The sequence below is a fragment of the Sulfidibacter corallicola genome (assembly GCF_017498545.1).
Classification (GTDB): Bacteria; Acidobacteriota; Holophagae; order Acanthopleuribacterales; family Acanthopleuribacteraceae; genus Sulfidibacter; species Sulfidibacter corallicola.
This window is the reverse complement of the sequence record NZ_CP071793.1, coordinates 11,372,935-11,389,792: the sequence shown is the minus strand read 5'-3', so window position 1 is coordinate 11,389,792 and position 16,858 is coordinate 11,372,935. Positions and strand designations below refer to the sequence as shown.

General features: G+C 59.5%; 11 protein-coding genes. 9 read left to right on the top strand and 2 right to left on the bottom strand.

Translation table 11 applies throughout. The annotated features are described in order from the left end of the window. Position 1 precedes the first annotated feature (1 nt). The 7 genes from J3U87_RS33625 (at position 2) to J3U87_RS33595 (ending at position 10,196) form a co-directional block, all read left to right on the top strand. Positions 2-679: a response regulator transcription factor gene (locus J3U87_RS33625; protein WP_237380380.1), complete on the top strand. Its 678-nt coding sequence runs from the start codon at positions 2-4 to the stop codon at positions 677-679. Then, positions 676-1,959: a sensor histidine kinase gene (locus tag J3U87_RS33620; RefSeq protein WP_237380379.1), complete on the top strand. Its 1,284-nt coding sequence runs from the start codon at positions 676-678 to the stop codon at positions 1,957-1,959. The genes J3U87_RS33625 and J3U87_RS33620 overlap by 4 nt, the downstream gene beginning before the upstream one ends. Before the next feature lie 618 nt (positions 1,960-2,577). Further along, complete coding sequence (locus J3U87_RS33615; RefSeq protein WP_237380378.1) at positions 2,578-4,761, top strand: VWA domain-containing protein; 2,184 nt, start codon at positions 2,578-2,580, stop codon at positions 4,759-4,761. Between the two features lie 334 nt (positions 4,762-5,095). Beyond that, the gene (locus tag J3U87_RS33610; protein ID WP_237380377.1) at positions 5,096-6,598 is read left to right on the top strand and encodes a tetratricopeptide repeat protein; all 1,503 of its coding nucleotides are present in this window, start codon (positions 5,096-5,098) and stop codon (positions 6,596-6,598) included. A 1-nt stretch (position 6,599) separates the two neighbouring features. Beyond that, complete coding sequence (locus J3U87_RS33605) at positions 6,600-6,842, top strand: hypothetical protein (protein ID WP_237380376.1); 243 nt, start codon at positions 6,600-6,602, stop codon at positions 6,840-6,842. A gap of 721 nt (positions 6,843-7,563) precedes the next feature. Further along, positions 7,564-8,430 (top strand): PP2C family protein-serine/threonine phosphatase, encoded by an 867-nt coding sequence (locus tag J3U87_RS33600; protein ID WP_237380375.1) that lies wholly within the window; start codon positions 7,564-7,566, stop codon positions 8,428-8,430. Positions 8,431-9,329: 899 nt separating this feature from the next. Then, positions 9,330-10,196 (top strand): class I SAM-dependent methyltransferase, encoded by an 867-nt coding sequence (locus J3U87_RS33595; protein ID WP_237380374.1) that lies wholly within the window; start codon positions 9,330-9,332, stop codon positions 10,194-10,196. 45 nt (positions 10,197-10,241) lie between these two features. On the opposite strand, the gene J3U87_RS33590 is transcribed toward J3U87_RS33595, so the two are convergent. Beyond that, positions 10,242-10,976 carry a CPBP family intramembrane glutamic endopeptidase gene (locus J3U87_RS33590; protein WP_237380373.1) on the bottom strand — a complete coding sequence of 245 codons (735 nt, stop codon included), beginning with the start codon at positions 10,974-10,976 and terminating at the stop codon, positions 10,242-10,244. A gap of 113 nt (positions 10,977-11,089) precedes the next feature. Then, positions 11,090-12,562, bottom strand: coding sequence for a sodium:solute symporter family transporter (locus tag J3U87_RS33585; protein ID WP_237380372.1), 1,473 nt, complete (start codon positions 12,560-12,562; stop codon positions 11,090-11,092). A 603-nt stretch (positions 12,563-13,165) separates the two neighbouring features. Here J3U87_RS33585 and J3U87_RS33580 point away from each other — a divergent pair. Together J3U87_RS33580 and J3U87_RS33575 are read left to right on the top strand one after the other, a co-directional pair. Next, positions 13,166-14,281 carry a tRNA nucleotidyltransferase/poly(A) polymerase-related protein gene (locus tag J3U87_RS33580; protein WP_237380371.1) on the top strand — a complete coding sequence of 372 codons (1,116 nt, stop codon included), beginning with the start codon at positions 13,166-13,168 and terminating at the stop codon, positions 14,279-14,281. A 1,011-nt stretch (positions 14,282-15,292) separates the two neighbouring features. Continuing rightward, on the top strand, positions 15,293-16,699 hold the full coding sequence (locus tag J3U87_RS33575) for a M20/M25/M40 family metallo-hydrolase (RefSeq protein WP_237380370.1): 1,407 nt from the start codon (positions 15,293-15,295) through the stop codon (positions 16,697-16,699). The last annotated feature ends 159 nt before the right edge of the window (positions 16,700-16,858 follow it).

Here is a 16,858-nt window from a genome sequence, read left to right as displayed (position 1 = left end):
GATGACCCTGATGGTGTTGTTGGTGGAAGACGATCTGGACCTGGCCGCGACGATCCACGACTTCCTTGATTTGGAAGGTATCTCCTGCGATCACGCCTCCAATGGCCTGGCCGGGTTGAACCTGGCTCGTGCCGGGCGCTACGACGTGTTGCTGCTGGACATCATGCTGCCGCGCATGGACGGTTTGGCCGTCTGCACGGCGTTGCGTGAAGCCGGCGTCGACACGCCGGTCCTGATGCTCACCGCCCGCGACACCGTCGCCGACAAGGTGGCCGGCTTTCGGGCCGGCACCGACGACTACCTCGTCAAACCGTTCGCCCTGGAGGAGCTGGTCGTGCGCGTGCAGGCCCTGGCGCGGCGCCGTAGCGGCCAGGTTCGCCGCTTGCGGGTGGCCGACCTCGAGATCGACATCGATCAGCGCCGGGTCTGGCGAGACGGTCGCGAGTTGCAGGTTTCGCCCACGGGCTGGATCCTGCTTGAGACCCTCATGCGCCAGAGCCCGCGCGTGGTCAGCCGCCACCAGTTGGCTCAAGCCGTCTGGGGCGACGATCCGCCCGACAGCAACGCGCTCAAGGTGCACGTTCACCATTTGCGTCAGGCGGTCGATCGCGGTTTCGATCGGCCGCTTATCGAGACCGTGCCGGGTCACGGGTTCGTGGTTCGCGGAGGGCGGACGTGAAGAAGCTCAGCCTCGGACTGGTCGTGATCCTGACCCTGCTGGTGACCGCGATGTCGATGGTGATCGGCTACACGTTCATGATTCGCTGGTATTTCGAAAAGGGCTTCGAGCGCAACACGGCGGACCAGTTCGAACTGGAAGCCATTCTCTACGAACGTGCGCTGCGCGAGGATCCCGACGCCCGCTTGCCGTTCATGCGAACCTATCAAGTCTACGTGGGTGAGGAAACCTTGCCCGACGCGATCCTGGCGCGTTTTCCGGTCGAGAAGCATCGCGCGGCACACCTGCTGACCGACGCCGAGCATGATTTCACCGTGTTCGACGATATCGGCAAGGAGTTCGCCTTTCATTGCCTGTACCCCTATGACCTGTTCGACGGGCGGCGCCTCTATTTTTATCTCAAGTACACCCACAAGGAATTGACACCGGCCGCCGAGCAGCAGTTCCTGCGCATTTGGAACCTGGTTTGGCGGGCGGCCCTGGTGTTCTTGTTGTTCGTGGCGGCGATCGCCTATTTGCTGGTTCGGCAATTGCGGCGTCCGATCGGTGACATGGCCGCCTGGGCCGAAGGGTTGACCATGGAGAACCTGGCCCGACCGCGGCCGAGCTTCACCTACAAGGAGTTGGAATTGGTGGCCGCCAAACTGCACGGGGCCTTCCAACGCATCACCGAGGTCCTGCAGCGCGAGCAGCATTTCCTGCGTTTCGCGAGCCACGAGCTGCGTACCCCGATCGCCGTGATCCGCAACAATGTGGAACTCATCCACCGCCGCATCGAGGGCAACCACCCCCTCGAATCGCCGATGGCGCGGATCGATCGTTCGGCGAAGACCATGGCCCAAATGACCGAGACCCTGCTCTGGTTGAGCCGGGAGGAGGACACGACGCCTCAGGCAGAGCCGGTCGCGCTGGATCGACTGGTCGCCAGTCTCATCGAGGAGTACCGCTACCTGCTCGAGGGAAAATCCGTGGTGGTGGAAACCAACCTGGAACCCCTGTGCGTCGAAACCGCCGAGAGCCCCTGCCGGATTGCGGTAAGCAATCTGTTGCGCAATGCCTTCCAATACACGTCGGAAGGAACGGTGAGCGTGGTGGTCGACGCCTCGGGCGTGTTCATTCGCAATCGGAACGTGCACGATGAAGTGATCGATCACGGTGGCGCCTGTTACGGGTTCGGCATGGGGCTGACCCTGGTGGAAAAGATTTCGAACAAGATGGGCTGGCAGTACGAAAACCGCGAGATCGACGGCGGCCGGGAGGTCACCCTCCGCGGCTGGTGAGATGGTCTTGGATTGGCCGTTTCCGGGTAGATGGGAGAATACAAAGCCACCGGGTGGCTGAAGATGCAAAATCTCGCTGATCGCGGAAGGCCCGTTCGGTTGGACGCTGGGAAGAGAACCATGCCTACGAATTTGCCGAATGAGAACTTCTTATACCTGACTGTCCCGCAGTACCCTGGTTTCTTGTCTTCCCGAAAGCCTTCGCTGGGGCAAAGGATCCTCACTGTCGGAGTGCGTGGCAAGGTGTTTTGTGCGTAATATGTTTGTTTTGAATGATTTGTGTTTAATGGTGGTCTCCCTTGAATCATCGGGCGCTGGAAAAATCTGGCGTGTCGAATCCGAAGACGGTTCCTGAATTCGTGTCAATCTGTGTGATCCGTGGACAGAGTTTGCATTGAAAAAATCCGGATCGGGGTTCTCGCTTACCTGGCAGTGCCTTAGCGTTCTGCATGACGTGCGATCGCGCGGTCGATGGTTTCCCTGATTCGGCGCGTGGGTGACTTTCGCTACATAAACGTTCCTTGCAACATAGGCGATCTGTCTCCCCGTTTTGTCGGTGTGCCCCGCTTTCGTCAGTGGCACCGTGCTCGCCTCACACTCAGGATTTCGAGGTTCGCTATGCGCTTTTGGCCGTTGGTCCCGTTGTGTCTATCGCTCTGTCTGGGTTGGTCGTTGGCTTCCGAGCCGGTTCAGGAAAACCTTCGCGTCGTATTTCGAGACGTCCGCGTTCACGTGACCGATCGCGATGGCAAGCCCATCAAGGGCCTCTCGGCCGAAGACTTCAAGGTCGTGGAGGACGGCAAGGGCCATCGCGTGGCCTTTTTCGAGGAGGTCGACCTCAACGTCACCCAGCCCACCGGTACCGTCTACCACGACGACGGCTTGGTGGAGGATAAGGATCCGGATGCACCCAAACAGGAAGGGCTGACCGGCGAGCGCATCATGGTCCTCGTGATCGACAGCTCCAACATGACGGTCGATGTGTTTCCCGAATTCATCAAGGTGGTTCACGACTTCATCGACAACGCGGTCAAGCCGGGCGATTTCGTCAAGGTGGTTCAATTGGAGGACGGGCTGATGCCGCTCTCGCGCTTCACCACCGAAAAAAGCCGCATGCACGAGGCCGTCGATCGCGCCCAACACAAAGGCGCGCTCTATCATAAACTGGCTCAGGTGGAAGACCAGGTCATCGGCGAATACTCCCGCTATCTGTCGCCCAACAACGCGCGGCTCTCGCTGGTCATGGATGAGGGGGGACGCGGCGTCGCCGAAGAACGCTCCAAAATCAACACCGACCAGGGTCGGCGCCTCCAACACCTGGAGTACACGGTGCGCCAGAAGCACGTGGTCAAGAGCAAGTACTTTCAAACCTACGTCAACGGCCTCGAACACCTGGCCCACGTGCTTCGCCCCATGAGCGGCAACAAGTCGATTTACCTGTTCACCGGCGGCCAGTACGTTCTGTCCACCAGCCTGATCGATCCCACCAAGCCACTGGCCGAAACGCTCAGCGACAGCCTGAACGCCGCCAATACGACCCTGTACTCGCTGATCTACATACCCCAGCGGGCCATCGGCCAATCGGTTCGCGAGAGCCAGTCGATTCGTGTCGAAGGCTTGACGAACCCCTTGCGCAAGTTGGGATCCAAGTTCCAACCGATCGAGGGAACCGTGCTCGAAGATACCCAGGCGCTGACCTCCGGACCGTTCCACACGTCCGAGAACACCGGCGGCATCATGGTGGCGGCCCACGCGCTGGGTGGCTTCGCGAAGGCGTCGCAAAAGTTCCAGGAACGCGTGAATCACTATTACCGGCTCGGATACACCGTGGAAGTGCCGAAAAAGACGACGCGGGTCAAGGTGTCGTTGGCGGGAGGACGGTCCGGTGCCAAGCTCACTTACGGCGATCGGTTCCGCCCGCTGAAGTCCTATCTCGAAATGAACCACCATGAACGCGCCGTCGACTTCGAATCGTCGATCCTCTTCAGCCAGAGCAGGCGCAACGACCTGAACGCCGAGATCGGCTACGTGGGTTTCCCCAAACCGGAGGGACCGGGTGCGCTGGTACCGATATTCCTTCAACTGCCGGTGGATCGAGTGCCCGAAAACGGGTTCGAGTTGGGATTCGTCACGCTGAACGAACGACGCGAGCGCGTGGACCTGGTGACCTCGGTGGTCAAACCCAAGGTGCAGGGCAAGCAGGTGCTCTTCTACGATGTGTTGCTGCCGCCGGAAATGCCGCGATTCGTGCGGGCCAAGATCATCGATCTGGACAACGGGCAGGAGAGTATTCTGGAAATGCCCTGCAGTTCGCCGGATTCTTCCGGAGAATCGCTTCACATCAGCCAAATGGTGTTTTACGGTGCCCCGGATTCGGAGATGGTGCCGCTGAACCACATCCGCTTCGCCAATCTTCCCGAGGATCAGCGTCAGGCGCAAGCGGGGCAACGCAAGATGATGGACCCGCTGGCCATGGAAAAGTACCTGTTCAAGCCGGCGATGACGTCGGTGCTGCCGCGCGCCAATGAATACTATCTGTTTTTCCAATTGCGGCATTTGAACGAACCGGTCCAGAACTACCAGGTGAATTACCAGGTGATGCGCGGCGGGGAACCCGTGGAAGTCCAGTTCCAGGTGACGGACGCCTACCAACCCCAGACATTGGGCAATGCCTACCATTTCGTCGGCACCTTGGCGGGCCCGCAACTCACGCCGGGCGCCTACGAATTGACACTGACCGTCTCGGGCAGCGAACAGTCGAGCCAGGCCAGCCTGAAGCGTTCCTTCACCATCGGCGATTGAGCCGAAGCACGCCTATCATCCTCCGCTATTGGGGACTTGCGCCGGCGAGTCACCTGTCGTGGAGCGAAAGGTATGGGACTAATCGTGCGGTAGTTTGCGGTTTTGCCAGGGGTAGATAATCTTCGGGCAAAGCAGGTACGTGGAAAAATTCGTGTACAAGCGAAAGATTTGACGCTATACTTCGCGCCAAAATACCCTCAGAGTATTTCTGAGTGTAGGCTTCGAAAAACAATTATTTTAGCGCGAAAGGTAATGCTTTATGATGGGGAACGTTTTTTGCCCGACGTGTCCTTGTCCTATGGGTTCCGGCCGCTTCGCAGATCGGCGGCCGTAAATGACCAAACCATTTCTCTACAGCATGGTGATCAAGTCCCTGGACGACGACCGCCTTTATTCGGCTCACGGCATCATTTTGGCGGCCAGGGAAAATGGTACGCTCGAACAATTTGCCCAAAAGACCGCTGAACCGGAGGAAGAGGCCGCGAGACTGTTGAAGATCAACTTGCAGTCACGTTTGTCCAAATCACCGCTCAAGGAATTGAAAGTTCGTTTCGAGGCGGAGGGGGGCCGGCTGAAGACCGGGCTCACCGGGCGCCAATGGAAGATTCATACGCTGGGGGAAGAGGCGCTCGAGCTCCCCGGAGATTGTCCCGTGGGAGACCGTCTTCAGGAGTGGCAGGAACAGTCCGGTCACACCCGGCAGGGGATCGCAGACATCCTGACTCAGGGTGACGCGGCCTCCAAGCGCCTGGTCCACTTGCAGAAGTCTCACGATCAATTGGAGACCCAGCGACAACACCTCGTTTCCGAACTCCAAAGCCTGCGCCACGATTTGGAGAGCCGGCATTGTCTCGTGCCGGACGGCATGACGGCGGTCGTGACCAAAGACGAGGTGTTGGCACGCTGGTTGGGGGCGCGCAACGCGAACCCGGCCGAAGGGGCGGATACGCGTCGTTTCGCGATACCGCGCCTGCGCTTCTCCCGCAAGCTGATGTTCGCCTTCGTCGTGGCCCTGGTGGTTAGCGCCGCCACCATCGTCGAGAAGTCTTCGTTTCACATTCGCAAGGAAAAGGGAGCCGAACATGCGCTCGAGTTTTTGATCGGTCTAGGCGATCTCTCCGAGAAACAGCAATTCGAACGGGCCGCGCTGGAAATGGAAACCGGCAACGTCAAGGTTGCCCGCCAGATGGCCGAGGAACTGATGGTTTCCGATACGCCGACCGTCGCGGCGGCTTCGCTCGATCTACTGGCCACCATACATCGGCAAAGCGGTGACATCGAGGCTGCCCGCGAGTACCTCGATCAGGCCCTCGGAATCTACCGATCCGACGATGCCTTTCGCTCCCGACTCGTTTTGGCGCTCGTTCACAGGGCGCATCACGAGCGTTCGTTGGAGCCCCTCGCCGAGGCGGAAAGCCTGTTGCGGGAAGACGACCCTGAGTATTGGTACTTGCATGCCGAAATAGTCAAAACGCGTATGATGCTGACCGAGAGTTACGAAGAAGCCATCGAATTGGCCCTGATCGGCATCGAGGCCGCCAAGAAGAACAACAACAGCGAGCAATTGGGTTGGTTCTATCGCGAATTGGCCTTATATGAAATCTATTTGGGCCACGAAGGAAAATTACATTATTTGGAAGCTCAGAAATACGCGAGTAAAACCAAGAATCTAAATTTGTATTATTTTTCCTTGATTCCGCAAGGGATGTTGGCCAAGCGCAACGGTGACGAAACGGAATACGATTGGATCGTCAATACCCTGAAAAAGCGCCTGAAAGAAAACCCCGATCCTGCTTTACAAAGAAACCTTACGTATCTGACCAGTTGGGAGCCATAATATGCCAGGACCTGGGAATGGGGACTATCCCGACCCCATCAAACCCCTTGCCGCCTCTACCCCGGTTTCTCCTCCCCGCCTACCCACCGAGCCCGTGGCTCCGGAAATCAACCGGTTGGAAGTGGAAGATGTGGTGGAGATTTCCACCTCCGTCGAGATCTCCTCCACGCCGACCATTCCTTCCCAGGATGAGTCGGGTGGCTTGGACGTGACCGCGGGTCGATACTTGGATCTCACCGGATAAATGGCCGGGGCGACTCGGTGCGAATCGCGGAAGCAGGTGCGGAGCGGATCTCCAATCCTGCTTTTTTTGCGTTTGCTCCTGCCAACACTTGAAACAAGATCTTGTTTGTTTCAAGTTGTTTAAGTCTGAAATGAAGCAGATATACCTGTGTTGCGCATGGCCAAAACAAGAGTTTTATTTAAGGAAAAGGTTGAGTAAAAATCGGGGTGACCGGTGGTTATCAACAGCGCCACCGGTTGTCTCCCCGCTCGTTTTCTTCCAGAGTTCGGCGAGCAGGGATCTGTCCTGATCGTTGCTTTGTATCGCTGCTGACCGCGGAATCGGAATCAGGAACCAGCCACCTTCCACCAGACCAGGGTGATTTCGCGGAATATGCCGGCCTCAGAGCAATCTGTTCTTGCACAGGGCTCTCCGTCGCGGAGAGCCTTGTACCTAAATTGAGCGATTCTTGGCGGCGCCATCGCACAATCTGTTGGGCTGCAACGTATCGTGGCGATGCTCGACGTACTTTCCAAGTACGCCTCCGGAATGCCGGACAACGCTCGCCCCAACACGTTTCGCTCCAACATCTTGCACGATAGCATCCACCCGAATCGCACACTTTGGGTTGTATCCCTCGAACCGACCGGTGCACTGGCCGCCCGAATCCCCACACCCGATTCCTTTTGTGCGGTGGGTTGCTCGGCGGGGTGTCCCGGAGAAATACGCTCTGGAGAACAACATGAAACACCATGCCCGCCACCGGAGCCTGGGCTTGCCCCTGCTCGTTCAACACCTGTTCCGTGTGTCGCCCGTCGTGCCCCGACAACGGATCCGGATGACGGGCGCGACCCATCGGGGGTTGGTGCGACGCTGTAACGAAGACCGGTACCTGCTCGACGAGGATCGGCAGGCCTTTTTCCTCTTCGATGGCGCCGGCGGTCATGGCGGGGGCGATGTCGCGGCCGATCTGGCCAAAGGTGCGACCGAGTCCTGTCTGGCGCGGTTTTTCTCCGGTCGGGGCGTCGGAGCCAGGCCTGCCGGGAAGCAGAACGGCGGGGAACCGTCTCCGCCCCATCCGTCTCACATCCTGCGAAATGTGGCCGCGTTGTGCGATGCGGCGGTGACCGCCGCCCAACAGGAGCAGGACGGCTTCGAACTGATGTGCACCACGCTGGTCGGTGGCTTCGTGGAAAACGAGGTACTGCACCTCGTCAACGTGGGCGATTCCCGCGCCTATCTCTTCCGCCAGGACCTGTTGCGCCAATTGACGACGGATCACACCCCGCGCGGTTATCCCCTCAAATTCGAGATCCCGGCCAAGACACTGGACTATTTCGGCGAACGTCTGCTGGATCGCCTGTTTCAGGCCATCGGCATGGGCGCGGCCAATTTGGATCCCGCGATTCAGGAGCTGCCGCTGGAGACCGGCGACCTGGTTTTGTTCTGCAGCGACGGTCTCAGCGATTTCGTGGCGGCGGAGACGATCTGTCGCACGCTGGCCGCCCATCGAAACGACTGGCAGGGCCTGTCGGAAAAGCTCATCTCCCTGGCCCTGGATACCGGCGGCAAGGACAATGTCACCGTGGGTTTGATGTGGGTCGAATGATCCCGGGCCTCGCGCATTTGATGGGGCAAGAGTTCCCCCCAAAGCCGAGGCGAGGATGGGGTTGGGTAGTTCCCAGCACTCACGAATGCTGATTGGCTCGTGGATGTCGGCTGTTGATTTCGGAGCCGATCAGAGGCTTTGAAAGGGAACTCTTACCAAGTACTATCGGATCGTGGCGCGAGAACTTTTCACCCGTTTCGCATTTATGGGTGGTAGCGCGGACCCGAACATGGCCCTTCGATCGGCGGGGCTTTTTTCTGCCGCGGACGTGGAGCCCTTTCGGTTTGGGTTTCGAACGGTCCTTTACATACTCTGGACGCGGTGCCCATACGAGCCGAGCCCGAGGTCGAACGACCGACGTGTTTCGTCCAATGGGACCGAACCATACATGCAGAAACCAAAAAAATACTGTACATAAATCTCGTTTTTTCATGGATCGTCCAGGGACCATGGATTACGGGACATGTGATCGAGTTACAGAAAAAAAGTAAGTCACGAAGTATTAAAAACCAGGGATGCAGGCATGTCGGGCGCGCATCGAACCGAGGTTTCCGGCTTCACGGTGCCCGATCCGAGCCCTGCAATCAAAGGAGATACGCGTGTGGGGCGATTCGTCGGTTCACCTATGGATTTTTTTCATATTCGGCAGTGCGTGACAAGGCTCATGACTGCCCCGAAAGGACTGATTTTTCGATGGTTCCTGCGCTTGTATCGTGTTATCTTACTCAGTGAACAGCCAATAATTCCGGCCTTTAACGTTCCATCGTCAGAACACACCACAAGGCCGGAATTTTCCCCTTCCTCCCCCTCGCGCCACCACGGCGCGACGCACTTGCTCGGCCCGTACTCATTTGTGGTAGGCTGTGGGGCGCAAGGCGCTTACGCTTTGGGAGGTACTTTTGACGCAAATCAAGGAACCGGCATCTCGCGGCGCCTACCGCTTGATCGATGCCGGCGACGAACAGAAGTTGGAAATGGTGGGACCCTATAAAGTGGTTCGCCAGGCCGCCCAGGCCTTCTGGCCGCGTAAGCTCGACGCGCGAGAATGGCAGCGCGACGTCAACGGCGTCCATGTCCGCACGCAAAAAGGCGGCGGATTCTGGAAGTTCGAACAACGCCCGCCCGAATCGTGGATCGTCGATTGGCGCGGCTTCCGCTTCAAGGCCAAGCTCACCGATTTCGGCCATATCGGCCTCTTTCCCGAGCAGGGCGCGACCAATTTCGAATGGTTGCGTCGCCATGCCGCAGATCCTTCCTTGCACGTCATCAATCTGTTCGGGTACACCGGCGGCAGCTCGCTCGCCGCCGCGGCGGCCGGTGCCCAGGTCACCCACGTCGATGCCAGCAAGGGTGTCGTCACCTGGGCGCGCGAGAACTTCGAGTTGAATGGACTGGGCGACCACCCCGTGCGCTGGATCGTGGAGGACGTGGTCAAGTACTTGGAGCGCGAAGTGCGTCGCGGCAATCGGTACCAGGGATTCATCTTGGATCCGCCCACCTACGGGCGTGGCCCCAAGGGCCAGATTTGGCGCATCGAAAAAGATCTCCCCATCCTGCTGGATCTCATCGAGAAACTGGCCGATCCGTTCGCGTTCATCCTCCTGAGTTGCCACACGCCGGGGTTCACGGCCTGCAGCCTGAAGAACATTCTCCACATGGCGTTCGACCTGCCCTTGGCCCAAATCGAGGCCGGCGAGATGACCGTCGGTATCGAGAACAGCGAGCTCGTGCTGCCGAGCGGCACCTATGCCCGTTGGGCGGTCTGACCCGAAGGGGGGATGGGAGACCACGCGCGATGGCGTGGCCCGAATTCAACCGAAAATCAGGTGGTAGCCGACCAGCATGATCGCGATGTCCACCAGGGCGTGGCTCAGGTAGCCGGGCCAGATCGAGCGGAACCGATCGTAGGTCCACGACCAGATCACGCCGCCCACGAAGACGCCGACGGCGCACAGCGCGGTGACGGTGAGATTGAACTGGGCCTTGAGCGCCCAGATGTGGTGGAGGGTGAAGAAGAAGGCCGAAGCGAACACGGCGGCCTTGGCTCCCCAGAGCCGTTCGCTCTTTTTGAAAACGAACCAACGCCAGACGTACTCTTCCAAAACGGCGTTGATCAGCGACAGGTAGGCGGCCAGGCCGATGTACCGCAAGGGGTCGGCGATACCGTTGGTTTGCGCGGCCGAGCGCACCTGGGACACGTCGATCAACTGGTGACCCAGCAACAGGTAGACGGCGATGATGGCGGATCCGATGAGCAGGCCGGAGTAGAGGCCGAAGGCGAAGCCGCCCTTGGGCGGTGACCACGAGAAGCGGGCGCGATCGACGAAGGCGGTCCACAGGAGAGGCAGCGCGAGGATCCAGAGCTTGGAAAAGAAGTACAGGCCCTGGCCGAGCGGGGTGCCGCGGGTCTCGGGCATCCACATGCCGAACGCGACGCCGAGGCTCGGGGCCGGTACCAACAAAAGAAGCGCCAGGGCGGCCTGGCGTTTCGAGGGACCTTTCGGTGAATGGGAGTTGCGATTTTGAGAGAACTCGGGGTTGGTCACCAAAGAATATCCTCGCGATATGGAATGGGCTCATGGCCGGGGAGGTGCGATCCTTCCGCCCGCCGCGGGCGCACCCCGTGCTGACGAAAACCTCTCACCGCAATGTAACCCGTTCAGGCGTGCACGGCCTTTGTCCGGGGCCACAAAAAGTGTAACAAAGCCGCGCCGACCAGGGTTCCGGTCATGGAGATCAAGGGATTCCACGGCCAGGAAAAAGTATAGATGGGTTCCCAGAGGTGATCGGGCAACACCGGGATCTTGGAAAAGGGCAACAGGCAGAGCATGCCGATGATGGCGCCGCCGAACACCGCCCGGGGCCGCGCCTTGGGGGCGAAGAACGCCAGCAGGAAAATGCCGAGCAGGGGGCCCGTGAACAGGCTGGTGAAGAACAGCGCCTTGGTCAGCAGGGAGGCTTCGCCCAACACGCACACGAAGGCGGCCAAGGTGCCCAAAACGCCCCAAACCAGGACCCAGATGCGGGCCTGCTGCAGGTGGTCGCCCCGGGCCGGGTCGGCCCTCAGGAAATCGGTCACCGTGGTATTGGAAAGCGCGGTGATGGCCGAGTCCAGTGAGCTCATCGCCGCGGCAAAAATCGCCGCGACCATCAAGCCCGTGATGCCGGAGGGCATGATGTTCAACAGGAAAAAGGGGAACACGTCGTTGCGGCCCAGTCCCTCGGGTAGGGCCTGGACCTGGACCGACTGGAAATAGACGAACAGGCCGGCGCCCACCCAGTAGAACAGCAGGCCCACCAACAGGCCCAGGAACAGCGAGAGGACCGAGGAGTAATTGGCCTCGCGGATGTCCTTACAGGCCATGTAGCGCTGGACGAACTGCTGATCGCATCCGCGAATCGCCAGGTCGAAGGCGATGTAGGCCACCCCCGCCGAGAGAAAGGTGCGCGCGTTCGAGGGATCCAGGGAGCCGTCGAACCAGGTCGTCTTGCCGGCCTCCGCGGCCAACCGCCCCATCTCGCCCCAGCCGCCCACGGCCGAAGCGACCGTCCAGAGCGTCAGCAGGCCGCCGCCGAACAACACGAAGAACTGCATGACATCGGTCCAGACCACCGCCCGGAGTCCGCCGAAGTAGGTGTAGACGATGGCCAGCACCGACGTGACGCAAATCGCCAGGTAGATACTGACATTCAGGAGCTGGGAGAGGACCAGGGACGGGCCGTACAACAGCATGCCGGTCCGCAGGATCAGGTGGGCCGAGTAGAAGACGGCCGCCAACAGGCGCACCGGCCGCGAAAAGCGCTGTTCGAGGACCTCGTAGGCCGAAGTCACCCCCAACCTCTGGAAACGCGGAATGAACCACCAGCCCACCAGCACGATCGCCACGAGCCCGCCGAAGTTGCACATCAGCAGGGTCATGTTGGTGCCGTAGGTGTCGGCGGGATTGCCGAGAAAGGTCGTGGCACTCACCGACGTGGCGATCAGGGAAATGCCGATCGCCCACCAGGGCATGCGGCCACCGCCGAACATGAAATCGTGAAAACCCTTGTTTTGCCTGGAAAAGAAAATGCCGAGACCGGAAATGACCACCAGGTAGGCCACCAAGGTGAAGGTATCGAGAGCGGTGAACATCGTGAACATGGCTCCGTGGGGGAAGGATGGGATCCAGGGACGGCCGAGGCGGCGCGATGTTGGGGGAGGGGGGTGGGCGCCTCGGTTTCCTACAGGGTGCGCTTGGCGTGGCGGGGAGCGGCCGCACGTGGCGGCAATGCGCTGAAAGTGGCTCATTTGTAACACGGAACGCGCGGACTGGGGGGCGCCCAATCGCCGGCCGGTCGAAATGTTCGCCGGTCGAGTGTGTCAGGACGAATGTCTCGTCGGGTGTCACCCCGAGTGTCATCTGACGGAAGAAGGTGGTCGGGAAAAATAGCGAGAGGCGCGGAAGCCCGCACTTTAGCGGGATTTATGTCGATTCACGAGCCTAACTGGTTGGTGTGATGTGCTTTAATGAGGGGACTTCGGGTGCGTGACGTTCCTGGTCCGTTCCGCGTTTCTTTTTTGGACCCGAATCCGTGCAGATCCCACACTTCCTTGTCCCGCACTTTAGGTATAATCGGGATCGTTTTGAGCAATCCAACGAGGTATTCGGTGGCACCTTATCGCGTTCTTCCGCGCAGCGAACACGAAATTTCCCGGAAAAATATATCGCAACCGGCGCTGAAGGTGCTCTATCGGTTGAAGTCCAAAGGATACATGGCTTTTTTGGTGGGCGGCGCCCTGCGCGACCTGATGCGCGATACCCAGCCCCGCGATTACGACGTGGTCACCAATGCCAGTATCGAGCAGATTCGCCTCATTTTTCGCAACAGCAAGACCATCGGCAAGCGGTTCCCCATCGTGCATACCTACTTCGCGGGCGATGTCATCGAGATCTCCTCGCTGAAGAGCGACGACGCCGAAGACGTGGGCGAGAGTCAACGGGAGCTGCTTGTGGCCGACGCCAATTTGCGCGATTTCACGATCAACGCCATTTACTACGACATCCGCACCTTCGAGGTCATCGACCCGCTCGGGGCGATCAAGCATTTGGAAGAAAAGGTGCTCGTGCCCATCGGCGATCCCTACGAGCGTTTTCGCGAAGATCCGGTGCGCATGATTCGCGCCGTGAAGCTCTCCGAGCGCCACGGTTTTACGATCGAACCCGAGCTGGAGCGCATCATCCACGAGCTGGGCGATACGATGCTCGAAATCGGGCCTGGCCGCAAGTACGAGGAATTGACCCGCATCCTGTTGAGCGATTACGCCGTCGAGGTGGTGACCCGTCTGCGGAATTTGGGGGTGTTCCGTTTCCTGTGGCCGGCGGGTGAATCGCTGTTGGCCGAGCGGGGTCCCGCCATCCTCGAGCAGGCCCGCATTCCGGTGCCGGTTCATTATTCGCGCGGCAGTTTTTCCAAAGAAACCCATATGAAGCTGTGGCTGGGCCTCTTCATGTTGTCGGGCCATCAGCCGGGTACCTCGGGAAAGTACGAACGGGCCGTGTTGGACGACTTTCTCGACCCGCTGGGCATGCCGTTCCGCAACCCGGTCGTCGATTGCCTGGTGTGTCTGGGGCAGTTGATGGCCCAGAAAGGCGCATTCGGCGGAATGCCGCTCAACGGCGAGGTCAGCAACCTGGTGGAATTCTACGTCGGCTATTTCGATCCCAAGCTGAGCCACCAATTGGAGCAGTTCCACAAGCATCACGCCAGTGCCAAGAAGGGGCGCTCCCGTCGTCCCGGCGAGAAGGGCAAGCCCAGTGGCGGCAAGCGGCCGCGAGGTCGACGCCGCCGACGGCGCCGCCCGGCGAAGTGAAGGTTGCGCTCGGTCGTGGCGTAGGTTTCCAGCGCGGTCAACCGTGACTTCGGATTTTTACCACAGAGTCGCCGCCCAGGCCGGGGGCCGGATTGCCGGGCCACCGGGTTTCAGGTGGGTAACTAATCGAAGCGAATCGCATAGGTGTGCCCGCATCTACGAAAGGGGCGTCGTGCCCGGTAGGTGCGCCGGCCCGGCGCACATTTTGAAGCCGACTTAGGATCGCACCGACCCTCGAAAATAGGTTGGAACTCCTCGCCTGGATTACTTCGACTAGTTCATCCGGCGGATGAACCTACCTGGCACGACGAATTTCTCCGCATTCGGGCGCTCCAAACGCAGCTTGTTCCAACAGATATTTTTAGCGTTACCTTCGAGCTTTACAGAGTTTGTTACATAATGAGGTCACGGAGGAAACGAGGGGGGCGCTGTAGCTTGTTTAGAACATGGTGCTTTGGTCAGTTTTTTGGGGTTCAGTGTGTCCTTCCGCGACTTCGCGGTTGGATGGGTTCTTTTTATGGGGTTCCCATCGATGATGGCACCACTTTCACACGCACATCATGCCCCGATTTTCTCCGTAACCGTCATGGTTTCTGCCCATCCGAAAAAGGAAACAAAACAGCTAACGAAGCAGCTCGGTTGGATGGGCGGGGTGTGAGGCGTCAGTAAAATAATACATCGCTGCCGATGCCGGGTTGCAGTGGCGTCCTAGCCGATTCAGAGTCACGATTTTCAATAAACCGCTGTTTTCGGATGGTTGCTGTTTAATGTGTTATTCCTAGTGGCTCAAAGGATAGGGCCGAGTTGCTTGGGACCCTCGTTGCTCCTGTTCTCTCTCCGTGAACTCCGCGGACTCCGTGGTGGAAAAAAAAGCCCCACAATCACGCCCAACCCCGGTGGGACTGGTAACCCTTCTCAAAATGAGAAATCGTTACGTCGATCATCGACTTACGCGTTATGGTTTCTATGATCGTCCGATAGAGGAGATTTCGCGATCAACCGGAGTTGTCTATGAAATTTTATCTGCCATTATTGTTGGCTTTTCTCGCCACGTCGGCCTCCATCGCTTCCGAGGACCTGGTCTGGATTACCTTGGACCGTTCCGAGGCGCACGCCATTCAATCCGCACTCAAGCGGTCCTACAAGGTCGACCTCGTCATCGATGCCACCAAGAACAGCCCCATCGCCGCCGCCCGCATCGCGCGCAAGGACCTGGCCGCGCTCACAAGCCTGATGCACCGCGATTACGGCCGTTGCAGCGGCTACCTGGTCCACAAGACCCGCGAGGAGGCGCTGGCCATGAGACCGCGCCTCGAACAGATCAAAAACACGCCACGCAAAAAAATGAATTACACCATCGACAACGGCGAGGTGGCCCGCGCTCTGGCCGATACCACCGTCGAAGATTCCATCACCGATGTCATCGAATCGCTCTCCGCTTTTCCCAACCGGCTGTATTACCACGAGCAAGGCGTGGCGGCCGCCCATTGGCTGCGTGATCACTGGACTTCGCTGCTGGGAGATCGCGAGGACGTGACCATCCAATTGTTCACCCACGATTTCGAGCAGCCTTCGGTGATTCTCTCCATTCAGGGCACGCGTTTTCCCGATGAAGTGGTGGTGGTCGGTGGTCATTTGGACTCCACCTCTCGCGATACGGCAGCACCGGGTGCCGACGACGACGCTTCGGGGATCGCGACCCTGACCGAAGTCATTCGCACCATCGCCGAAACCGATTTCCGGCCCGAGCGCAGCCTGCGTTTCATGGGCTACGCCGGTGAGGAGTTCGGTCTGCTGGGGTCTCGCGACATCGCCGAATCCTACCGCGAGGCCAACGTCGATGTCGTCGGTGTGCTTCAACTGGACATGACCAACTACCACGGTTCGGACAAGGACATCTGGTTCCTGACCGACTACACCGACGACGACCTGACCCAGTTCCTGGGGCAATTGGTGGATACCTATTTGACCGACCTGACCTGGGACACCACGGTCTGCGGCTACGGTTGCAGCGACCACGCCGCCTGGACCGGTGAGAACTACCCCGCGGCGATGCCGTTCGAGGCGCGTTTCGGCCAGCACAACTTCAACCTGCACACCGAGAACGACACCTTGGCCCAGAGCGGCGGTCGATCGCTGCACGCCCACAAGTTCGCGCGGGTCGCCGCCGTATTCGTGGCCGAGGTGGCCAAGGGCGGATTCGGCGCACCGGTTGTCACGGTCAACCGTGCCACCGTCGATATCCTGACCATGGGTCGCTTGCTCTCGGGCATGGGACCGTGCCCGCCGGCGCAGGATTGTTCCCGCGACATGGACGGCGATCGTGACGTGGATCTCGACGATTTTCGCCACCTGCTCAATCAATGGGAGAACCAGGGCTGTTTCGGGTTCGTCGAAGGACCCGTCTGCCTCGACTGATTCCCCGGGCCGCCGTGCAGGAAACAGCGGCGGTCCCCCGCGATCTCTCCTGAAACAAAGTCGCTCGGGGTTCCCGAATGCCGAGAGATTCGTCGTGCAGGGCCGGTAAGGCCAGGTAAGGGCATCAGGGGCGGTAAGCCCGCCGGCTGAGCTCGCCGA